Source organism: Sphingobium olei (genome assembly GCF_042678845.1).
Classification (GTDB): Bacteria; Pseudomonadota; Alphaproteobacteria; order Sphingomonadales; family Sphingomonadaceae; genus Sphingobium; species Sphingobium olei.
Map to the genome: position 1 here is coordinate 237012 of NZ_JBHTLS010000134.1, position 21243 is coordinate 258254.

Below are 21243 nucleotides of genomic sequence, written 5' to 3' on the forward strand. Positions count from 1 at the left end.
GGAGACAGGCGATGACGGGCATCCGACATCGGTTACTGGGCATGATCGGCCTTGCCGGGGCGCTGGCGCTGGGCGGCTGCTACGATGACGGCTATGGCTATGGCGGCGTGAGCGTCGGCAGCGGCTATTATGGCGGCGGCTATTATGATCCCTATTGGGACGGCGGCTATTATCCCGGCGGCTATGGCTGGTATGACGGCTTCTATTATCCGGGCAACGGCTATTATGTCTACGACCGGGGCGGTCGTCGCCAGCGCTGGTCCGCCGCGCAGCGCCGCTATTGGGAAAGCCGTCGCGGCGGCCGGCCCGGCAACTGGCAGGGGCGGCCCCCTCGTGGCCCCGATGGCAATTGGCAGGGCCGCCCACCGCGCGGCCCGGATGGCAACTGGCAGGGCCGCCCGCCGCGCGGCCCGGATGGCAACTGGCAGGGCCGCCCGCCGCGCGGTCCCGATGGCAACTGGCAGGGCCGCCCGCCGCGCGGCCCGGATGGCAACTGGCAGGGTCGCCCGCCCCGTGGCCCGAACGGCACGCCCGGCACCGGGCGCTGGCAGGGCAATGGCGCCCCGCGTCCCGACATGCAGCCGGGCTTGACCACGCCGCAGCAGCCGCGCCCGCAGATCGGCCAGCCCAGGCCGCAGCGCGACTGGGGCTCCCGCCCGACGCGGCGTTTCGGCGCCGACCGGCCCACACGCGGCGGCATCGGCCGTGACGCAGCGCCCAGGGTCCAGCCCAACTGATGCGGTGGTCGGCCAGGACCGCCTTGATGCTGCCCCTCCTGTTCGTCGCCGCCTGCGACGGGCGGGAGGAGAGCGCGATCGACAATCTTGCCAACGGCGCCAACCAGACCCAGGTCGAAAACAACGTCCGGGCCGAAGCGATGGCGCTGATGGAACCGCTGAACCCGCCAGCGCCCGGCACGCCCGGCGGCCTGCCGATCGACCCCGAACCCATCGCGGAAGGTTCGATCGACCCGGAAAGCGCGCAGGGCGCGGCGCAGGTCGTGCAGGGCTATTACGGCCTGCTAGAGGAACGGCGCTTCATCGACGCGCAGGACATGTGGAATCAATCGGGCGCGATCGGGGCGCAGGATGACGCCCATTTCGAGGCGCGCTTCCGCGGTTTCAGCGAAATCCACGCCAATGTCGGCGCGCCGGCCGATCCCGAGGGCGCTGCGGGTTCGGTCTATGTGACGGTGCCGGTGCAGGTCTATGGCCGGATCGCCGCCAACGGCAAACCCTTTTCAACCCTGCGCCAGGTGACGCTCCGCCGCGTCAACGACGTGCCGGGCGCGACCGCCGAACAGCGCCGCTGGCATATTGAAAGCATCGGCCCCTACACGCCGCCCGAAACGCCCGCCGCCGACAATGGAGCGGAACCGGCGCGCGCCATTTCCATGACGGACGGCATGGCGGGCAAGAAGAAGCCCTAGGGTTTCACCCCTGTCGTCACCCCGGGGCGAACCCGGGGCGACGGAGGAGAAATTCGTCAGGCGACGGTCGCCTTGACGATCTTGCCCGGCGTGCGCGGCGGCTCGCCCTTGGGCAGCGCGTCGACATGCTCCATGCCCGATGTCACCTCGCCCCAGACGGTATATTGCCCGTCGAGGAACGTCGCATCGTCGAAGCAGATGAAGAACTGGCTGTTGGCGCTGTTGGGGTTGCTGGCGCGCGCCATGGAGCAGACGCCGCGCACATGCGGTTCGCGGCTGAATTCGGCCTTCAGGTCCGGCTTGTCCGGGTGGCCACCCATGCCGGTGCCGGTCGGATCGCCGCCCTGCGCCATGAAGCCGGGGATCACGCGGTGGAACACGACGCCGTCGTAAAAGCCTTCCTTGGCATTTTCCACGATGCGCGCGACATGGCCGGGCGCCAGGTCGGGGCGCAGCTTGATGACGACGTCGCCGCCGCTGTCGAGGGTAAGGGTAAGCGTGTCGTCGGCCATGAAAAATCCTCTCTGTGCCGGGGAAGGGGTGGGTCGTGCCCATATAAAGGCTTAAGACGGGGATGGAAGCGCTGACTGCCCATTGCTTTTCCGATGGGCTTGGGCGAAAGCGGCGGAATGTTACAGGAACCGGACAGTAGGGGGCGCGATGAGCGAGCGCGGCGACGTCGTCGACCCCTTCGGCCATGGGGACGACACTGACGACATTATGATCGAGGCGGCCGAGGCCAGCCACGATGAGGACGATCGGCTGAAGCCCGAATTTCTGACCGCCGTGCTCGCCGCGGTGGAGGAAGGCGACAGCGAAAAGGCGCGCGACCTCGTTTCGCCGCTCCACCCCGCCGACATCGCCGACCTGCTGGAACTGATCCCGTCCGAACGCCGGGCGGACGTCGCGGCGGCGCTGGGCGACCTCGTCGGCGCGGAGGTGATCTCCGAACTCAACGACTATGTCCGCGACGACCTGATCGGCGCGCTCGCGCCCGAACAGCTGGCCGAATTCGCCGCCGAACTCGACACCGACGACGCCGTCGCCATCATCGAGGATATGGAGGAGGCAGACCAGCAGGCCGTCCTCGATGCGATGGAGCCGGAAGACCGGGCCGCCATCGAAAGCGCGCTCGCCTATCCGGAGGAATCCGCCGGCCGCCTGATGCAGCGCGACCTGGTCGCCGTGCCCGAGCATATGACGGTCGGCCAGGTGATCGACTATCTGCGCGACAATGACGACCTGACCCGCGACTTCTGGGAAATCTACATCGTCGATGCGGCGCACCGGCCGGTCGGCTATTCCCAGCTCAGCTGGATACTGACCTGCCCGCGCGGCGTCGCCATGGCCGACCTCATGAAGCGGGAGCAGACGCTGATCCCGGTCGATATGGATCAGGAGGAGGTGGCGCTCCGCTTTCAGAAATATGCGCTGATCTCCGCCGCCGTGGTCGATCGCGCCGGCCGGCTCGTCGGCATGATCACGGTGGACGACGTCGTCCACATCATCTCCGAGGAAGCGGGCGAGGACATCCTTCGCCTGTCGGGCGCGGGCGAAGGCGACATCAACCAGCCGGTGCTGCTGACCGTGCGGACCCGTCTTGTATGGCTGGTGGTCAATCTCGGCACGGCGATGATCGCGGCGTCCGTCGTCGGCCTCTTCGAACGGACGATCGAGCATCTGGCGCTGCTTGCCGCGCTGATGGGGATCGTGTCGGGCATGGGCGGCAATGCAGGAACGCAGACGCTCGCCGTCATGGTGCGCGCCATCGCCACCAATCAGGTGACCGGGTCGAACACTTGGCGGATGATCGGACGAGAATTCCGCATCGCGGCGACGAACGGCGCCGCGCTCGGGACGCTGATCGGGATCGGCTCCTATCTCATTTACGGCCAGCTGGGGCTGTCGCTGGTGTTCGCCACCGCCATCCTCATCAACAATCTGGTAGCGGGGCTGGCCGGCGTGCTGATCCCGGTGACGCTCGACCGCAACAATGTCGATCCGGCGGTCGCGTCGGCGGTGTTCGTCACGATGATGACCGACTCGATGGGCTTTCTCACCTTTCTCGGCCTAGCCACCATCTTCCTCACCTGACATATTGACGCCTGCGGCCGCCCTCCCATCTAGTCTGCCATGCCGCTGCACATGACCAAGATCGCCTTCGGCGCGGAAAGCCCCGCTACGCTGCGCGCCTGGCTCGAAAGCCAGCCGGGGGAGGCACGCACGTCGACCCGTTACCTGCCCAAGCGCGTCGCGGACATGGCGGGCGGCTCGCTCTTCTGGATCCACCAGCACCGCATCGTCGGCCGCAGCCCGATCATCGGCTTCGAGGAAACCGGCACCGGCCGCCACTGGATCCGGCTGGAGCCGCGCCTTATCGCGGTGCGCTCCACCCCCAAGCGCGCGCATCAGGGCTGGCGCTATCTGGAGGACGCCGACGCGCCGCCCGACCTTGGCACCGGGGAATCCGACGATCTCGACGCCATGCCGCCTGCGATGCTGGGCGAACTGGCGCGCCTCGGCCTCGTCTAAACCAACCTTCGTCACCCCGGCCGTAGAGCCGGGGTCCCGCTTTACTTGAGAAGAGTAGCGGGACCCCGGATCAAGTCCGGGGTGACGAGAATGATGGCATTAAACCTACCCACTATTCCGCAGCGCCGTCGCGATCGCGTTGATCGACAGCTCGATGCCTTCCTTGATCCGCGCATCCTCCTCGCCCGCGCGATGGCGCTTGAGCAGCTCCACCTGCAACAGGTTCAGCGGCTCGATATAGGGCAGCCGCAGCCGGATCGACGAGTCCAGCGCCGGGCTCTTCTCCAACAGCCGCGACTGGCCCGTCGCCGCCAGCAGCCCGTCATGCGTGCGCGCCCATCCGTCGCGGATACGCCCGAAAATCTCGTCCGCCTTCGCCTGATCCTCCACCAGCGGCAGGTAGCGCGCGGCGATGCCCAGATCCGATTTCGCCAGCACCATCTCCAGGTTGGCGAGCGCGGATTTCAGGAACGCCCAATGCTGCGCCATGTCGGCCAGCAGCGCCTTGTCCTCGAACGCGGTCAGCGCATGGCCCACGCCATACCAGCCCGGCAGCATCACCCGCGCCTGCGCCCAGCTGAACACCCATGGAATGGCGCGCAGATCCTCGATCGCATTGCTCTTGGTCCGGCTCGCCGGCCGCGACCCGATCTTCAGGCCCGCAATCTCCTGTATGGGGGTCAGCTGGCGGAAGAATTCCTTGAACCCCTCGGTCCCGTAGACGAGGTCGCGATAGGCGGCAAAGGCGCTTTTCGACAGCGCATCCATCGCCCCGCCAAAGCGCTCGGCGTCGCGCGCCGATATCGGGTCCGGCTCCAGGCTGGCGAGCAAAGTGGCGCTGGTCATCGCCTCCAAATTGGTCATGGCGACGTCGCGCGTGCCGAACTTGGCGGCGATCACCTCCCCCTGTTCGGTGATGCGGATGCGCCCCTGCACGCTGCCCCTGGGCTGCGCCTGGATCGCCTTGAACGCCGATCCGCCGCCCCGGCCCACCGCGCCGCCGCGCCCGTGGAACAGCTGCATCGCCGCTCCCGCCTCGGCGAACACCGGCTCCAGCGCCTGACTCGCCCTGTAGAGGCTCCAGGTCGACGTGATGTAACCGCCATCCTTGTTGCTGTCGGAATAGCCGATCATCACTTCCTGATGGCCGCGGACCTTCACCACCCCGGCAATCTCGGGCAGGCCGAAATAGGCGGTCATGATGCCGGGCGCGGCCTCCAGGTCGGCGATCGTCTCGAACAGCGGGATCGCCATGACGGCGGCCTGCGGCGGCGCGCCATCCACTCCCGCGCGCCACAGCCCCGCTTCCTTCAACAGGATGTTGACCTCCAGCAGGTCGGACACGCTTTCCGCCTTGGAGATGATGTAGTGCGTGATGCAGGCTGGGCCGTAAGTGCGATGCGCCTGCGCCGCCGCATGGACGATCGCCAGTTCCGACGCCGTCTCATCGCTATAGTCGGAGAAGGGCGCGCCCAGCGGCCGGTTGTTCGCCAGCTCGCGCCGCAGCAGCGCGATGCGCGCATATTCATCGAGCGCCAGATAGTCGCTTTCCACCCCCGCCTGTTTCAGCAGCTCGGCCACCACCCGCTCATGCACCGCGCTGTTCTGCCGCATGTCCAGCGTGGCGAGGTGAAAGCCGAACGTCTCGACCGCGCGAATGAGCCGCCCCAGCGCTCCGCCGGTCGCCAGCGCGCCGTCGCCCTCGCTCGCCAGCCCCTGCGCCACCGTGACGAGGTCGCGGCGCAGCTCCTGCGGGCTGCCATAGGCCTCGCCCTTGAGGCTCGCCGGCCGCGCCGGCTGCGTGGCCGTCAGCGCAGTGCAGGTCGCCGCCAGCCGCGCATAGATGCCGCTGATCGCCCGCCGATAGGGCTCGTCTCTTCGGCTGGGCGACACGTCGCCGCTCGCCTCGGCCAGGTCCAGCACCGCCTGCGGCACATGGGCCAGTTCGGTGGACAGCGACAGTTCCGCCCCCAGCGCGTGCAGCGCATCGAGATAATAGGCGATGGCCGCGCCGCATCCCTTCTTCAGCGCCAGTTCCAGCTGCTCGGCCTGGACGAAGGGATTGCCGTCCCGGTCGCCGCCGATCCAGTTGCCCACGCGCAGGAAGCTTTGCGGCCGGGCGCCCAGCACCCGCTCCCACCGCGCGTAGAGCGCCGGCAGCACCGGCAGGAAGATGTCGCGGAAATAGGCGAGCACATTCTCGATCTCGTCCGCGACGAACAGCTTTTCCCGCCGCAACGGGCGCGTCTGCCACAGCAGGGCGATCTGGCGGAAGATCGCCTCGTCCAGTTGCTCGCCTTCGTCCGTCTCGGCCCGACCCGCATCCTTGAGCAGCATCAGCTCGGCGATGCGGTTCTTGTGGTCGATCATGCTCTTGCGCCGCACCTCGGTCGGGTGGGCGGTCATCACCGGCACGATCAGCGCGTTGGACAGCAGGTCCAGCACCGCCCCGCGCCCGACGCCCTCCGCTTCCAGACGTTCGATCGCGGACGCCACATCCGCGCCCGGCTCGGCCGCCACGCCCTGCCGGTCCTCGGCCAGGTTGGCGAGCATCGAAAACAGCATGAATCCGCGCGTGAAGGCCAGCGTATCGTCCAGGCTCAGCGCCTCCAGCCCCGTATCCGTCAGGTCCGCGCCCTGCACCCCGCGCGCCCGGTCGACTGAGGCCGATCGGATATATTCGGTCTGCTTGTACAGCTTCTCCCCGCCATAGGCCCGGATGACGTCGCCCAGCAGCCGCCCGAGATAGCGGATGTCGGGGTTTTGCGTGATCGCCGGAGCGGACGGATTGGATGCCAGAGTCGCCATGGTGCCAATGCTGCACCGCAGCAACAGGACGGTCAAGTGAAAGGCTCTCCGGGCACCGGCCCTTTCCTAACCGCCGGGCCTCTGATCTAGCTGAATGCATGTCGATCGTGCGCACTTTCCTTGGCTGTGGGCCGTGACCCTGGTGGCGCGCAACCGTGACCCTGCTGTCGCGTCCTCATGGCTTGACCGCGCCCTCGGCATGACCCTGGGGACGCGCATCTGGCGCGCCGCAAGCGCGTCTCGCCCGTTTTTCGGCGGATTCGCGTCGGCCCATTGCCACGACGGTGTGAACTTCGGCCCCGTGACCCAACTGTCGCCTGTCGATGGCCCCCCCGCCCTTGCGCTCCGCGCCCTGCCGCGCCAAAAGCCACCTCGTGACCGCCAGCATCAGCATAGGAACCGACAGCCACGGCAAGGACGTGACTGTAGACGTGGAGGAATTGCTCGCCACCCGCCTGCTCGTTCAGGGCAATTCGGGATCGGGCAAGTCGCACCTGCTGCGCCGCCTGCTGGAGGAAAGCGCCGCCATGGTGCAGCAGGTGGTGATCGATCCGGAGGGCGATTTCGTCACGCTGGCGGACGAATATGGCCATGTCGTCATCGACGCGGGCGACCATAATGAGCGCGACATCATCCGCATGGCGAGCCGAATCCGCGAACATCGCGCTTCGGTGGTGCTCAGCCTCGACGCGCTGGAACTCGAAGCGCAGATGAAATGCGCCGCGACCTTCCTATCGACCCTTTTCGACGCGCCGCGCGATCATTGGTATCCCGCGCTCGTCGTGGTGGACGAAGCGCAGATGTTCGCGCCCGTGGCCGCCGGCGAAGTGTCGGACGAGGCGCGCCGGCTCTCCCTCGCCGCCATGACCAACCTCATGTGTCGGGGCCGCAAGCGCGGCCTTGCCGGGGTCATCGCCACCCAGCGGCTCGCCAAGCTGGCCAAGAATGTCGCGGCCGAAGCCTCAAACTTCCTCATGGGCCGCACCTTCCTCGACATCGACATGGCGCGCGCGGCCGACCTGCTCGGCATGGAGCGGCGGCAGGCCGAACAGATCCGCGATCTCGAACGCGGCCGCTTCTTGGGCCTTGGTCCCGCCATCGCCCGCCGGCCGGTCAATGTGAAGATCGGCGCGGTGAAAACCGGCACGCGCGGCGGATCGCACAAGCTGATGCCGCCGCCCGTCACCAGCGGCGAGGATTTTCAGGAACTGCTCTTCGCAAGGCAAGAGGAGGACGCGCCTCCTCCCCCGCCCCGCGCCGATCCGCCGCCGCGCCCTGCCGAGGACATCATGCGCCAGCTGGCCGACGCGCCGCAGGCGAAACCCGCCGCGCCGGAACTCGACTTCGGGCAGAACGAACCCATCGTGATCGCCGTTCTGGAGGAGATCGTCGCCGATCTGGGCGACGCTGCGCCGTCGGTCGCCAGCCTCTATCAGGATTTCGGCGTCCGCTGCCGGATGCGCGGCCTCAGACAATCGCCGCTCGACTTGCCCGCCTTTCGCAAGCGCTTCGCCATGGCGCAGGCGGGCATGGCCGACGCCGACGATCCCCGCTGGCAGGACGCGATTTCCGCGGCCGCCCCCGTGCCGGAGGATATGCTCGCCCCCTTCCTCCTCATCGCCCGCGCCGCGCTCGACGGCCGGCCCTGCCCCGACGACGCGGCGCTCGCCCGCGCCTATGGGACCAGCTCGCCCGGCCGCGTCCGCCGCCTCATCGACTATATGGAGAAGCTGGGCGTCATCGTCGCCCGCACCGACTTCTCAGGGAAACGCTCGATCGGCGTCCCCGGCCTCGGCCTCTCGACCGCCGCAGCGGAAGGGTGAAGGTGAACCAGCCCTCCATCCTCTTCGTCTGCCTCGGCAATATCTGCCGCTCACCCCTTGCCGAAGCGGCGCTGCGGGTGGAGGCGGATCGGGCCGGCCTCGCCCTCACCGTCGATTCCGCCGGCACCGGCGACTGGCATGTCGACTGCCCACCCGATCCCCGCGCCCAGCGGCAGGCGTTGAGTGCCGGCATCGACATCTCCCACTATCGCGGGCGGCAGGTGAGCGCCGACGATTTCCGCCGCTTCACCCACATCTACGCGCTAGACGCCGACAATCTGCGCAACCTGCGCCGCCTCCGCCCGGCGGACGGCACCGCCGGGCTCAGCCTGCTGATGGACCTCGTCCCCGGCCGCGAAGGCACAGGCGTCACCGATCCCTATTTTGGCGACGAGGCCGGCTTCGCCGTCACCTGGGACGATGTCAGCCGTGCGGCGCGCGCCATCGTGGCGGGGCTTTCCTGACGCTGATCCATATCAGGACAGCCCCATCTTGACGCGGGCGGCAAGCGCTGTAGCTTCATTGCCTTAATTCTCAGCCGGCTGGAGCGCGTATCCTGTGCCATGCCCCGATGCTGATTGCCGCAGTGCCCTGCACCGGACCCTTGCCGTCCGGCCGCCTGCCTCCATGCCCTTCGCCCGTCCGTCATTCCCTGCGGAGCGCGCGATGATTCCATAACAGAAGGGGGAGAGGAACAAGCATGGACATCGTCATCATTGCGATAGGGTGCGGCCTGCTGGCCGTGCTCTACGGATTATTCACCAGTCGCCAGGTGCTGAGCGCGTCGCCCGGCAATGAAACCATGCAGGCGATCGCGGGAGCGATCCAGGAGGGGGCGAAGGCCTATCTCGCCCGTCAATATACCACCATCGCCATCGTCGGCGTGGTGGTCGCCGTCCTCGTCGCCCTGTTCCTTGGCCTCACCTCGGCCGTCGGCTTCCTCATCGGTGCGATCCTGTCGGGGGCGGCCGGCTTCATCGGCATGAACATCTCCGTGCGTGCAAACGTCCGCACCGCCGAAGCGTCGCGCGGAACGCTGCAAAGCGGCCTCACGGTCGCGTTCCGGGCAGGCGCTATCACCGGAATGCTGGTGGCCGGCCTCGCGCTGCTCGCGATCAGCGTCTTCTTCTGGTATCTGGTCGGCCCCGCCGGCCATGCGCCCGACGACCGGCTCGTCATCGACAGCCTTGTCGCATTGGCCTTCGGTGCCAGCCTCATCTCCATCTTCGCGCGCCTTGGCGGCGGCATCTTCACCAAGGCGGCGGACGTGGGCGCGGACCTCGTCGGCAAGGTGGAAGCCGGCATTCCGGAGGACGACCCCCGCAACCCCGCCGTCATCGCGGACAATGTCGGCGATAATGTCGGCGACTGCGCGGGCATGGCGGCCGACCTGTTCGAGACCTATGTCGTGACCGTGGGCGCGACGATGGTGCTGACCGCGCTGCTCGTCACCGGCGTCGACAATGGCTTCCTGCTGCGGCTGATGGCGCTCCCGCTCTCGGTCGGTGGCATCTGCATCATCACCTCGATCATCGGCACCTATATGGTGCGGCTCGGCGCCAGCCAGTCGATCATGGGCGCGCTCTACAAGGGCTTCTGGACCACGGCGATCCTGTCAATCCCAGCCATCTATTATGTGACTGCGCAGGTGCTGGGCAACATGAACGCCGTCTTCGGCGCGGACCTCGACGGCGTGGGCGGCTATACCGGCATGGCGCTGTTCTGGTCGATGATGGTGGGCCTCGCCGTCACCGGGCTGCTGGTGGTCATCACCGAATATTATACCGGCACCAATTACCGCCCGGTCCGCTCAATCGCAAAAGCGTCCGAAACCGGACATGGCACCAACGTCATCCAGGGCCTCGCCATCAGCCTGGAATCGACCGCGCTTCCCACGCTCGTCATCGTCGTGGGCATCATCGTCGCCTATCAGCTCGCCGGCCTCATCGGCATCGCCTTCGCGGCGACGGCGATGCTGGCGCTCGCAGGCATGGTGGTGGCGCTGGACGCCTATGGTCCCGTCACCGACAATGCCGGCGGCATCGCGGAAATGAGCCATATGGACGACAGCGTCCGGGTCAAGACCGACGCATTGGACGCGGTGGGCAACACCACCAAGGCGGTGACGAAGGGCTATGCCATCGGATCGGCGGGCCTCGCCGCGCTGGTGCTGTTCGGCGCCTATACCGAAGATCTCAAATTCTACAATTCGGCGCTGGGCCTCACCGCGCCGGTCGATTTCAGCCTGTCCAATCCCTATGTCATCGTCGGCCTGCTGCTGGGCGCCCTGCTGCCCTATTTGTTCGGCGCGATGGGGATGACCGCCGTGGGCCGGGCGGCCGGCGACGTGGTGAAGGACGTGCGTGACCAGTTCGCCACCAACAGCGGCATCATGGAGGGGACATCCCGTCCCAACTATGCCCGCACGGTCGACCTCGTCACCCGCGCCGCGATCAAGGAAATGATCGTGCCCAGCCTGCTGCCGGTACTGGCACCGATCGTCGTCTATTTCGCGATTGCGGCGGTCGCCGGGACCGATAACGGCTTCGCAGCGCTAGGCGCACTGCTGCTCGGCGTCATCGTCTCCGGCCTGTTCGTCGCCCTGTCGATGACCTCGGGCGGCGGCGCATGGGACAATGCCAAGAAATATATCGAGGATGGCCATCATGGCGGCAAGGGCAGCGAAGCCCACAAGGCGGCGGTGACGGGCGACACGGTGGGCGATCCCTACAAGGATACCGCCGGCCCGGCGGTCAATCCGATGATCAAGATCACCAATATCGTCGCGCTGCTGCTGCTCGCGGCACTGGCGCATGGCGGCTGATAACTGACCTGCAAATGCGCGAAAGGCCCGGCCGGTGCATCCGGCCGGGCCTTTTGCTGCGCGTCATGCCGCGCCCTCAGCGCTGGGCCAGCACGACCGCGGGCTTGTGGTGGATGGTCAGGCCATCCTTGGCCCAGTCCGTCTTGGTGCGGCACACCGATACCGGCACCAGCGATCCGGTGACGTTCTCACGAAAGCAGTAACGATCGGTCTTCTCGTCATAGGTAACCTTGGCGGTTCCGAAGCGGCCTTCAGCCTGCGCGAAGGCGGGGGTGGAAGCGGCCGAAACGGCGACGGTGGCGGCGATGACGGCGGCGGCAAAAGCGATGGTCTTCATGATGATGTCCTTCCCTGGTTAGTCTGGCGTAGCCCGTTGTGAGCACATCACGAGCTTTGCAGAGGCCGTGCCAATTCACGAAAAACCGCAGAAATGCGTCATCACGACAATTTGCTTAGAAGCAATATGAAAAATATTCCCTGACTATTCGTTCATATTGCCAGTTATTCGGACTATTTCCACACGCTGCCTTTGCGCCGGCCGTTAACTTTTTCTCAACCGCGTCCGTGCACCTTCTTTCCATCGCGGATGGAGAGGGCGATCCGCGGCAGTGTCAATGCAGCGGATGGACATATGGCGCCCCAGGACAAGCTCACCGACGAACCCGGCCGCATCGCCGCGTTGCGCCGCTACGACATCCTCGACACGCCGGCCGACAGCGCCTTCGACCGCATTACCGATCTCGTGCGAACACTCGTAAACGTGCCGATCTCAGCCGTTTCGCTGGTCGATACGAACCGGCAATGGCTGAAGTCGCATCCCGGCCTTGCCGCATCGGAAACGCCGCGCAGCGTCGCCTTCTGCGATCATGCAATCCGCCAGGACCAACCCCTCGTCATCACCAATGCCCAGGCCGATGCGCGATTCTGCGACAATCCGCTGGTGACGGGCGACCCCGGCATCCGCAGCTATGCCGGCGTCCCTTTGCGCACGGCCGATGGCTATAATGTGGGATCGCTCTGCGCCATCGACACGCGCGTTCGCGACTTCGCGCCCGAACAGCTTGCCGCGCTTCGGGGTCTTGCCCCAATTGTCGTCGAGCAGATGGAGCTGCGCCTGCTGGCGGAGCGGGACGCGCTGTCCGGCGCGCTCACCCGCCGCGCCTTCGTCGCCGCCGTCGACCGCCAGATCGCGCTCTATCTGCGGCATGGCCGTCCGGCCGCACTGCTGCTGCTCGATATCGATCATTTCAAGGCGGTGAACGACACCCACGGCCATCCCGCCGGCGACAGGGTGATAGAGGCGGTGGCCGATCTCTGCCACACCCTCTCCCGCCCCAGCGATGCGTTCGGCCGGCTTGGCGGGGAGGAGTTCGGGCTGCTGCTGCCGGAAACGGGCGAGACGGAAGCCGTGCTCGCGGCTCAGCGTTTCTGCGACGCCATCGCCGCGCTCACCATCCCGCACGATCCGCCGCTGCGCGTCACCGCCAGCTTCGGCGTCGCCGCCATCGATCCCCATCGCGTCACCAGCGGCAGCTGGATCGGCGCGGCGGACGCGGCCCTTTATGCCGCCAAGCGCGGCGGGCGCAATCGCGCGATGCTGGCGCCCCGCGTCTCGCTGCGCGCCGCCTGACGCGGGCGACATGCTGTTAGGAGCGCCATTTTCCGAATGACGGGACAATCGTTGCGCACTAGATTTGCGGGGTTTGAAGCGAGCTTCGGGGGAAGAATGGGGCGGTTTACGGGGGCGCTGGCGATGGTAGCCAGCCTGTGGGGGTCAATGACTCTGGCGCAAACGGCACAGCCGCAGCAGCAGGCCAAACAATGGACGGTTCAGGATTTCGCCGCGCTGCCGATGATGAACGCGCCGGCGCTTTCGCCCAGCGGCACGCGCGTCGCCAGCCGCATCGCGATCGGCGGCGAACAGAAATTGATCATCGCCGACATTTTCGACAAGGGCGAGAAGAATGTACGGATGATCCCGCTGGGCGACAACGACCTTAACTGGTGGAAATGGGTCAATGACGACTGGCTGGTGATCGGCTTCGGAGCTGAAACCGATGTCGAAGGATCACCCTGGTATCTCACCCGCGTCGCCGGCGTGAAGGCCGATGGTAGCAAGATCAACGTGATCGCGAAGAATGTCGCGGCGCAGAATGCCGGCGACGTGATCTGGATGGCGCGCGACGGCAGTCCACGCATCCTTCTCTCCTACCAAAGCTCCATCTATTATTCCGACCGCGGCTTTTGGCCGCAGGTGGATGAAGTCGACGTCAGCACCGGCCGGCGACACAATGTCGTCGCGTCGCGGGAATATGTGCGCAGCTGGTATGCCGACGCTGCCGGAACCGTCCGCATGGGCATAGGCTATAATGACAACAGCCGCATGGCGAAGCTGCTTTATCGCCCCGACGCAAAGGCTGCCTTCCACGTCGTGGATCGGGCGAACCGGCGCAAGGATGAATCGCTGATCGCGCCGCTCCTGTTCACCGCCGATCCCTCCCTCGCCATCGCCAGCGACAATCAGGGCGGCACCGACGCGCTCTACGAACTCAATCTCGACACGCTGGAATTGGGCAAGAAGCTGTTCGATGCACCTGGTTTCGACATTGACGGGATAGAGGAGGACACGGCCGGCACGGGTATGGCCGGCGTCTACTATACTGGCGACGCGCCTTCGGTGCATTGGTTCGACGCCAATCTCGCCAAGATCCAGGCCGATGTGGACAAGGCGGTGGGCGACCGTCGCGCCCGTATCATATCCACCAGCCGCGACGGGCAGCGCCTCATCATCCATGTCGGCGCCCCGGATCAGCCCGGCGCCTATTATTTCTACGACACGTCCGCCGGTGCCATGAGCCTGCTGTCGCGCGTTAGCGATCAGTTCCCGCTCAAGACGCACCTGTCGCCGGTCAGGACCATCCGTTACAAGGCGCGAGACGGGCTGGAGATCGCCGCCATCCTCACCCTGCCGGCCGGGCGCGAGGCGAAGAACCTGCCCCTCATCCTGATGCCTCATGGCGGCCCCTTCGCCCGCGATACGGAGGGATGGGACTGGTGGGTGCAATTCCTCGCCTGGCGCGGCTATGCCGTGCTTCAGCCCAACTATCGCGGCTCTTCGGGCTATGGCGTCGCCTTCGCGCAAAAGGGCGAGGGGCAATGGGGCCTCGCGATGCAGGACGATCTCAACGACGCGGTCGATTGGGCGGTGAGGGATGGGATCGCCGACGCAAAGCGGGTGTGCATGGTCGGCGCCTCCTATGGCGGCTATGCCGCGATGCGTGCGGCCCAGCGCGACGGATCGAAATATCGCTGCGCGGTGTCCTATGCCGGCGTGTCGGATTTGGGAGCGATGGTCAGGTACGATTCGCAATTCCTCAACAGCGGCACGCGCAAGGACTGGATGAAGGAACAGGCGCCGGACTTCGCGGCCGTCTCTCCGATCAACTTCGCCGCAAGTTTTTCCACGCCCATCCTGCTGATGCACGGCAAGAAGGATCGTCGCGTCCAGGTCACCCAGTCGCGCAATATGGCAGACAGGCTGAAATCGGCGGGCAAGGTCGCGGGGCGCGACTATGTCTATGTCGAACAGCCGCTGGGCGACCATCATTTCTCGCGCGAGGCGGACCGGCTGGAATTTCTTCAACAGCTCGACACCTTCCTTCGGGCGCATAATCCGTCCTGATGGGCCGCCCTGATCGGCATGGTAGGCATGCCGGTGGGATGTCCTATCCCGCCGCCCGTGCCCATATGTCGATCATGCAGGCAGGGAATGGATAGCCATGGCTTGGAAGGACGTAGGAAATTCCATGTCCTTGCCCTGCAACATCATGACGCATTCTGCGGGAAATATGCGAAGTTAAGCGCGGCTTGCCGGCTTTTGCTGGCGGGCCTATAGCGCGCCCCATGACTGCCGAACCCTTCCGGTCCCAGCTTGCCGCGCTGGAGCAGCGCGGGCGGCTGCGACACCTCTCGCCCCGAACCGGGCGGGATTTCGCCTCCAACGACTATCTCGGCCTTTCGGGTGATCCGATCATCGCGCAGGCGGTGGCGGACGCGCTGGCGCGCGGCGTACCGCTGGGGTCGGGGGGATCGCGGCTGCTGCGCGGCAATGCCCCGGAACATGAAGGGCTGGAGGCGAAGGCCGCCGACTTCTTCCGCACCCAGGCCAGCCTGTTCGTCGCAAACGGCTATGCCGGCAATCTCGCGCTCTTCGCCACCCTGCCGCAGCGGGGCGACCTGATCGTCGCGGACGAGCTGATCCACGCCAGCGCCCATGACGGCATCCGCATGAGCAAGGCGACCGCCGTCTTCGCCCGCCACAACGACGTTCAGAGCGTCGCGGACCTCATCGCCGCTTTCCGCGCCGAAGGGGGGAAGGGCCGCATCTGGATCGCGGTGGAGACGCTCTACTCGATGGACGGCGACATGGCCCCCCTGGCCGACCTAGCGAAAGTGGCGGCGAAGAATGAGGCGATGCTGCTGCTGGACGAAGCGCACGGCACCGGCGTCTTCGGCCCCGGCGGGCGCGGCCTCTCCTCTGGCCTTGACGGGCGGCACAATGTCATCACCCTGCACACCTGCGGCAAGGCGATGGGGGCGGAAGGCGCGCTGATCTGCGGCCCACGCATCCATATCGATTATCTCGTGAACCGCGCCCGCTCCTTCATCTTCTCGACCGCGCCTTCTCCCCTGATGGCGGTCGCGGTGTCCGCCGCGCTCGACCGGATCGAGCAAGCCAGCGATCTGCGGGACCGTTTGAAGATCCTGCGCGAGGACGCCGCCGAAGCCATCTGCGCGCCCCTCGGCCTGCCTGCGCCACGCAGCCAGATCGTGCCCGTCATCCTGGGCGAGGACAGCCGCGCCATGGCCGCCGCCGCCGCCCTGCAGGAAGCCGGCTTCGACGTACGTGGCATCCGCCCGCCCACCGTCCCGCCAGGCACCAGCCGCCTCCGCATCTCCCTGACGCTCAACGCCAGCCGCGCCGATGTCGCAGCGCTTGGGCAGGAACTGCGGCGGATCGTGGCGTGAGCGTGCTGGTCGTCACCGGCACCGACACCGGCGTCGGCAAGACGGTGTTCGCCGCCGGGCTCGCCGGCGCGCTTGGCGCTCATTACTGGAAGCCGATCCAGGCGGGCCTCGAACCGGAAGGAGATCGCGACACGGTCGCCGCCCTGTCCGGCCTCCCCGCCGCGCGCATCCTGCCCGAAGCCTACAGGCTGACCACGCCCGCCTCCCCCCATCTCGCCGCGCGGATCGACGGGGTGGAGATCAAGCTGGCTCGACTGGCGCTGCCGCAAGTGGACGGCCCGCTGGTGGTCGAAGGAGCGGGCGGCCTGCTCGTCCCCGTCAGCGAGACGCTGACCATGGCGGACCTGTTTGCATATTGGGGCCAGCCTGTGATCCTGTGCGCCCGCACCGCGCTCGGCACCATCAACCACAGCCTGCTCAGCATCGAGGCGCTGAAGGCACGCGGCATCCCCATCGCCGGCATCGCCTTCATCGGCGATCCACATGCGGAAAATGAGCGGATCGTCCCGCATCTGGCCGGCATAGCCTCGCTCGGCCGCCTGCCGCTGCTCGATCCGCTCGACGCGTCCCGCCTCGCCGCGGCCTTCGCTGCCCACATCGACCTTTCCGAAACTTTCAACCGGCGATAATTTTCGACCAACGACATGGACAAGCCTGTTTGACGGGCGTTCAAGTCCAGCGCAGGCTGATCGCGCCAGAAGCGGCGCATCGTCACAAGCAAGGGACGCTTCGATGAACAAATTCCTCCTGGGCGCTGCTGCCAGCGCGCTCGCCCTCGCGGCCACCGCCGCCTATGCCGAGCAGGCCGCGACGCCCGCCACGGCCGCCGCTGCCAAGCCCACATACGGCACCTACGGCTTCGACGCCGCCGGCATGGACAGGTCGGTGAAGCCCGGCGACGATTTCTACGATCATGCCAACGGCACCTGGGCGAAGAACACGCCGATCCCGGCCGACAAGTCCAACTATGGCGCGTTCACCGTGCTGGAGGAACTGTCGCAGAAGCGCACGCGCGGCATCCTCGAAGCGGCTCAGGCCGGCCCCGCCAGCAGGATCGGCAACGCCTATGCCTCCTACATGGACAAGGCGTCTGTCGAAGCGAAGGGCCTGGCGCCGATCCAGCCCTGGCTGGCCGAGATCAAGGCGGTGAACGACAAGGCCGCCTATGCGCGCGTCGCCGCCAAGGCCGCGCGACAGGGCATCCGCGGCCCCTTCCGCTTCTATGTGGGCCAGGACGACAAGGATCCCGAAACCTATATCCTCTCGATGACGCAGGGGGGCCTCGGCCTTCCCGACCGCGACTATTATCTCGACCAGGGCGAAAAGATGGCGGCGATCCGCACCGCTTACGTCGCCCATCTGGAAAAGATGCTGACCCTGGCCGGCGAGAACGACGCGAAGGCCCGCGCCGCCGCGCTGATGGCGTTCGAGACGGAAGTCGCCAAGGTCCACTGGACCCAGATCGACAGCCGCGACGCCGACAAGACCTATAACAAGATGACGCTGGCGCAGTTGCAGCAATCCGCGCCCGGCTTCGACTTTGCCGCCTATTATGGCGCGAACGATCTGAAGCCCGCCGACCTGCTCGTCGCCCAGCCCAGCGCCGTCACCGGCGAGGCCGCGCTGATCGCCAAGGCTCCGATCCAGGTGCTGAAGGACGGGCTGCTGCTCTCGTCGTTGCACGCCTACGCCGATTATCTGCCCGACAGCATCGCGAACGCCGACTTCGCCTTCTACGGCACCACCCTGTCCGGCACGCCTGAGCGTGAGGAACGGTGGAAGCGCGGCGTCACCTTCCTCAAGGAGTCGCTGGGCGAGGAGGTGGGCAAGGCCTATGTCGCCCAATATTTCCCGCCGGAAACCAAGGCGGCGATGGACGAGCTGGTGAAGAACGTGCTCGCCGCAATGGGCCGCCGCATCGACGCGCTGCCGTGGATGAGCGCCACCGCCAAGGCGCGCGCGCACAAGAAGCTCGCCGCCTTCACGCCCAAAATCGGCTATCCCGACAAGTGGCGCGACTATGCGGGACTTGAGATCAAACGCGACGACCTGCTGGGCAACGCGATGCGCTCCAACGCGTTCGAATTCGCCTATAATGTCGGCAAGCTGGGCAAGCCCATCTATCGCTGGGAATGGGGCATGACCCCGATGGAGATCAACGCCTACGCCAATTTCGGCATGGTGGAGATCGTCTTCCCGGCCGCAATCCTGCAACCGCCCTTCTTCGATCCCCATGCCGACCCGGCGGTCAATTATGGCGGCATCGGCGCGGTGATCGGCCATGAACTCAGCCATCATTTCGACGATCAGGGCGCGAAATATGACGAAACCGGCAAGCTCAACCAATGGTGGACCGATCAGGACGTCGCCAACTTCAAGGGGCTGACCGACAAGCTGGTAAAGCAATATGACGCCTATGAACCCTTCCCCGGCGCGCATGTGAAGGGTGCCTTTACGCTGGGCGAAAATATCGGCGATCTGGGCGGCCTCGCCGTGGCGCTCGACGCCTATCATGCCTCGCTCAAGGGCAAGAAGGCACCGGTGATCGACGGCACGACCGGCGACCAGCGCTTCTTCCTGGGCTGGGCGCAGGTGTGGCGGCGCAACTATCGCGAAGCGAACCTGCGCCAGCGGCTGGTGACCGATCCGCATGCCCCCTCGCAATATCGCGCCGACATCGTGCGCAACTTCGACAGCTGGTATGACGCCTTTAAACCGGCCCTCGAAGGCAAAATCTATCTCGCGCCGCAGGATCGCGTGAAAATCTGGTGAGGCGGGATGCGGGCCGGATAGTAAATCCGGCCCGTCTATTTATCGCCCGGACGACCCGTTTCATTCTTCCGACAGAGCGTGCCGCGCGGACTCATTGTCCCCTGAATCGCACGACTCGCCGTTCCATTCTTCCCTTCACGGAACGCTTTTCCCAGCTTGTCAGTCTGATCAACAGGTTTGATCGACAGAGGAGAAGAAAGTTGACGGGTCTCAACAGCAAATTTCTGAAGGTCGGTATCGCGTCGGCCGCTATGTTCGCCGCTCTTCCCGCGTGGGCGCAAACCGCCCCCGCCGCCGCGCCGGCCGCCCCAGCTGCGTCAACGCCGGCACCCGCAGCCGCTGCAGGCAATTTCAGCGACGCCGACATCAAGCAGTTCGCGGCCGCCGCCGTCGAAGTGACCAAGATTCAGCAGGACACGTCCATCGCGGATGCCGACAAGCAGCCCAAGATGGTCGCCGCGCTTCAGGCTTCGGGCATCGCGCCTGAAAAGTTCAACCAGATCGGTCAGGCCGCCGCCGCCGATCCGGCCCTGCAGCAGCGCATTCAGGCAGCAGCGCCGCCCGCTCCGGCAGCGGCCGCGCCGGCCGCGCCTGCCACCCCTGCTGGGCCGGCGACTCCGCCACAGCAGTAAGCCGCAGCTAGAGAGGACGAAGGGGAGGCTCTTGGCCTCCCCTTTTTTGCGCGCTAAGCGCGGCCATGGCCTCTCCAGTCTGGCATCCCTTCACCCAACATGGCCTTGAAGAGGCGATCCCGCAGGTCGTCAGCGCGGAAGGCGCGTTGCTGCATCTGGCGGATGGCCGCACCCTGATCGACGGCATTTCCAGCTGGTGGGTAACGACCCACGGCCATTGCGAACCGCGCATCGCCGCCGCCATCGCGCGACAGGCCGCCACGCTCGATCAGCTGATCTTCGCCGGCTACACCCACGGTCCGGCCGAAGAAGTCGCGCAGGGCCTGATCGATCTCGCCCCCCGCGCCCCTAGCCAGCCGACCCTCGCCCATGTCTTCTATTCCGACAGCGGCTCCACCGCGGTCGAGGTCGCGCTGAAGATGGCGCTTGGATACTGGCACAATCGCGGCGAGCCAGACCGCCACCGCATCCTGGTGCTGCAGCGCAGCTATCATGGCGACACGATCGGCGCGATGTCGGTGGGAGAAAGGGGCGTCTATAACGCCGCCTGGTCGCCGCTGCTGTTCGACGTCGGCACCATTCCTTTCCCTGCTCCGGGATCGGAACAGACCTGCCTGGACGCGCTGGAGGCCGCCTGCGCGCAAAAGCCCGCCGCCTTCATCGTCGAGCCGCTGATTCTGGGCGCGGGCGGTATGCTCGTCTATCCCGCCCACGTCCTGCGGGAGATGGCCGCCATCTGCCGCCGCCATGGCGTACTCTTCATCGCGGACGAGGTGATGACGGGCTGGGGCCGCACCGGCACGCTCTTCGCCTGCGAACAGGCGGGCGTCGTGCCGGACATCATGGCCGTGGCGAAGGGCATCACCGGCGGCGCCATTCCCCTCGCTGCCACGCTCGCCACCGGCCCGATCTTCGACGCGCATCGCTCCACCGACCGGGCGAAGCTCTTCTATCATTCGTCCAGCTACACCGCCAACGCCATCGCCTGCGCCGCGGCAGCCGCGAACATCGCCATCTGGTGCGAGGAGGATGTGCTCGGGCGAATCGCAGCCCTTACGGCCGGCATCGCCTCACGACTTGCCGATCTTGCCCGCCATCCCGCCTACGCCAACCCGCGCCAGCTGGGCGCGATCGCGGCGATCGACCTCGTCGCGCCCGACGCCGGATACCTGTCCGATCTCGCGCCGCGCCTGCGCGCCTTTTTCCTGGAAAAGGGCCTCTTGCTGCGCCCCTTGGGCAACACCATCTACCTAATGCCGCCCTATTGCCTCGATGCCGGACAGCTCGATGCGATCTTCGCGGCGCTGCATGCCGCCGGTGACAGATACGGCACGCAAGCCTGACTTTCATTTTGCACCATTTGGCGCTATGGCGGCGCGATTTTACGCATATCCG

Annotated in this window: 17 protein-coding genes; 14 read left to right on the plus strand and 3 right to left on the minus strand. The window is 66.5% G+C overall.

The annotated features are described in order from the left end of the window. Positions 1-11 precede the first annotated feature (11 nt). Together ACFQ24_RS19170 and ACFQ24_RS19175 are read left to right on the plus strand one after the other, a co-directional pair. Positions 12-737 (plus strand): peptidase, encoded by a 726-nt coding sequence (locus ACFQ24_RS19170; protein WP_380914143.1) that lies wholly within the window; start codon positions 12-14, stop codon positions 735-737. After that, on the plus strand, positions 737-1429 hold the full coding sequence (locus tag ACFQ24_RS19175; RefSeq protein ID WP_380914145.1) for a hypothetical protein: 693 nt from the start codon (positions 737-739) through the stop codon (positions 1427-1429). Before ACFQ24_RS19170 ends, ACFQ24_RS19175 begins: the two co-directional genes overlap by 1 nt. Before the next feature lie 56 nt (positions 1430-1485). Here the strand turns inward: ACFQ24_RS19175 and ACFQ24_RS19180 are convergent, their stop codons facing one another. Then, positions 1486-1941, minus strand: a complete 456-nt coding sequence (locus tag ACFQ24_RS19180; RefSeq protein WP_066770797.1) for a peptidylprolyl isomerase — start codon at positions 1939-1941, stop codon at positions 1486-1488. A gap of 148 nt (positions 1942-2089) precedes the next feature. Here ACFQ24_RS19180 and mgtE point away from each other — a divergent pair, with 148 nt between their 5' ends. Together mgtE and ACFQ24_RS19190 are read left to right on the plus strand one after the other, a co-directional pair. Then, on the plus strand, positions 2090-3523 hold the full coding sequence (gene mgtE / locus ACFQ24_RS19185; RefSeq protein WP_380914147.1) for a magnesium transporter: 1434 nt from the start codon (positions 2090-2092) through the stop codon (positions 3521-3523). 39 nt (positions 3524-3562) lie between these two features. After that, on the plus strand, positions 3563-3961 hold the full coding sequence (locus tag ACFQ24_RS19190; RefSeq protein ID WP_380914149.1) for a DUF1489 family protein: 399 nt from the start codon (positions 3563-3565) through the stop codon (positions 3959-3961). 105 nt (positions 3962-4066) lie between these two features. Here ACFQ24_RS19190 and ppc read toward each other — a convergent pair whose 3' ends face one another. Beyond that, positions 4067-6769: a phosphoenolpyruvate carboxylase gene (ppc, locus tag ACFQ24_RS19195; RefSeq protein WP_380914151.1), complete on the minus strand. Its 2703-nt coding sequence runs from the start codon at positions 6767-6769 to the stop codon at positions 4067-4069. A gap of 374 nt (positions 6770-7143) precedes the next feature. Between ppc and ACFQ24_RS19200 the strand changes: the two genes are divergently transcribed. The 3 genes from ACFQ24_RS19200 (at position 7144) to ACFQ24_RS19210 (ending at position 11416) form a co-directional block, all read left to right on the plus strand. Beyond that, a complete protein-coding gene (locus ACFQ24_RS19200; protein ID WP_380914153.1) occupies positions 7144-8592 on the plus strand; it encodes a helicase HerA domain-containing protein in 1449 nt (482 codons plus the stop codon). 2 nt (positions 8593-8594) lie between these two features. Beyond that, entirely contained in the window at positions 8595-9056 is a 462-nt protein-coding gene (locus tag ACFQ24_RS19205) for a low molecular weight protein-tyrosine-phosphatase (RefSeq protein ID WP_380914155.1), read from the plus strand. Between the two features lie 236 nt (positions 9057-9292). Beyond that, a complete protein-coding gene (locus ACFQ24_RS19210; RefSeq protein WP_380914157.1) occupies positions 9293-11416 on the plus strand; it encodes a sodium-translocating pyrophosphatase in 2124 nt (707 codons plus the stop codon). A 76-nt stretch (positions 11417-11492) separates the two neighbouring features. On the opposite strand, the gene ACFQ24_RS19215 is transcribed toward ACFQ24_RS19210, so the two are convergent. Then, positions 11493-11753 carry a hypothetical protein gene (locus ACFQ24_RS19215; protein ID WP_380914159.1) on the minus strand — a complete coding sequence of 87 codons (261 nt, stop codon included), beginning with the start codon at positions 11751-11753 and terminating at the stop codon, positions 11493-11495. 294 nt (positions 11754-12047) lie between these two features. Between ACFQ24_RS19215 and ACFQ24_RS19220 the strand changes: the two genes are divergently transcribed. The 7 genes from ACFQ24_RS19220 (at position 12048) to ACFQ24_RS19250 (ending at position 21191) form a co-directional block, all read left to right on the plus strand. After that, positions 12048-13046, plus strand: a complete 999-nt coding sequence (locus ACFQ24_RS19220) for a sensor domain-containing diguanylate cyclase (RefSeq protein ID WP_380914161.1) — start codon at positions 12048-12050, stop codon at positions 13044-13046. Positions 13047-13193: 147 nt separating this feature from the next. Beyond that, positions 13194-15098, plus strand: coding sequence for an alpha/beta hydrolase family protein (locus tag ACFQ24_RS19225; protein ID WP_380914398.1), 1905 nt, complete (start codon positions 13194-13196; stop codon positions 15096-15098). A gap of 221 nt (positions 15099-15319) precedes the next feature. After that, entirely contained in the window at positions 15320-16444 is a 1125-nt protein-coding gene (locus ACFQ24_RS19230; protein WP_380914163.1) for an 8-amino-7-oxononanoate synthase, read from the plus strand. After that, positions 16441-17073 (plus strand): dethiobiotin synthase, encoded by a 633-nt coding sequence (bioD, locus tag ACFQ24_RS19235; RefSeq protein ID WP_380914165.1) that lies wholly within the window; start codon positions 16441-16443, stop codon positions 17071-17073. The genes ACFQ24_RS19230 and bioD overlap by 4 nt, the downstream gene beginning before the upstream one ends. Positions 17074-17176: 103 nt before the next feature. Next, positions 17177-19216 (plus strand): M13 family metallopeptidase, encoded by a 2040-nt coding sequence (locus tag ACFQ24_RS19240; protein ID WP_380914167.1) that lies wholly within the window; start codon positions 17177-17179, stop codon positions 19214-19216. 200 nt (positions 19217-19416) lie between these two features. After that, positions 19417-19848: a DUF4168 domain-containing protein gene (locus ACFQ24_RS19245; RefSeq protein WP_380914169.1), complete on the plus strand. Its 432-nt coding sequence runs from the start codon at positions 19417-19419 to the stop codon at positions 19846-19848. 65 nt (positions 19849-19913) lie between these two features. Next, on the plus strand, positions 19914-21191 hold the full coding sequence (locus ACFQ24_RS19250; RefSeq protein WP_380914171.1) for an adenosylmethionine--8-amino-7-oxononanoate transaminase: 1278 nt from the start codon (positions 19914-19916) through the stop codon (positions 21189-21191). The last annotated feature ends 52 nt before the right edge of the window (positions 21192-21243 follow it).

What these genes read in the sequence shown, in the direction of transcription:
- ACFQ24_RS19215 (WP_380914159.1), bottom strand. Translation starts at nt 11,753, where the DNA reads ATGAAGACCATCGCTTTTGCCGCCGCCGTCATCGCCGCCACCGTCGCC.
- ACFQ24_RS19180 (WP_066770797.1), bottom strand. Translation starts at nt 1,941, where the DNA reads ATGGCCGACGACACGCTTACCCTTACCCTCGACAGCGGCGGCGACGTC.
- ACFQ24_RS19240 (WP_380914167.1), top strand. Translation starts at nt 17,177, where the DNA reads ATGAACAAATTCCTCCTGGGCGCTGCTGCCAGCGCGCTCGCCCTCGCG.
- ACFQ24_RS19210 (WP_380914157.1), top strand. Translation starts at nt 9,293, where the DNA reads ATGGACATCGTCATCATTGCGATAGGGTGCGGCCTGCTGGCCGTGCTC.
- ACFQ24_RS19230 (WP_380914163.1), top strand. Translation starts at nt 15,320, where the DNA reads ATGACTGCCGAACCCTTCCGGTCCCAGCTTGCCGCGCTGGAGCAGCGC.
- ACFQ24_RS19170 (WP_380914143.1), top strand. Translation starts at nt 12, where the DNA reads ATGACGGGCATCCGACATCGGTTACTGGGCATGATCGGCCTTGCCGGG.
- ppc (WP_380914151.1), bottom strand. Translation starts at nt 6,769, where the DNA reads ATGGCGACTCTGGCATCCAATCCGTCCGCTCCGGCGATCACGCAAAAC.
- mgtE (WP_380914147.1), top strand. Translation starts at nt 2,090, where the DNA reads ATGAGCGAGCGCGGCGACGTCGTCGACCCCTTCGGCCATGGGGACGAC.
- ACFQ24_RS19225 (WP_380914398.1), top strand. Translation starts at nt 13,194, where the DNA reads ATGACTCTGGCGCAAACGGCACAGCCGCAGCAGCAGGCCAAACAATGG.
- ACFQ24_RS19175 (WP_380914145.1), top strand. Translation starts at nt 737, where the DNA reads ATGCGGTGGTCGGCCAGGACCGCCTTGATGCTGCCCCTCCTGTTCGTC.
- ACFQ24_RS19220 (WP_380914161.1), top strand. Translation starts at nt 12,048, where the DNA reads ATGGCGCCCCAGGACAAGCTCACCGACGAACCCGGCCGCATCGCCGCG.
- ACFQ24_RS19190 (WP_380914149.1), top strand. Translation starts at nt 3,563, where the DNA reads ATGCCGCTGCACATGACCAAGATCGCCTTCGGCGCGGAAAGCCCCGCT.
- ACFQ24_RS19250 (WP_380914171.1), top strand. Translation starts at nt 19,914, where the DNA reads ATGGCCTCTCCAGTCTGGCATCCCTTCACCCAACATGGCCTTGAAGAG.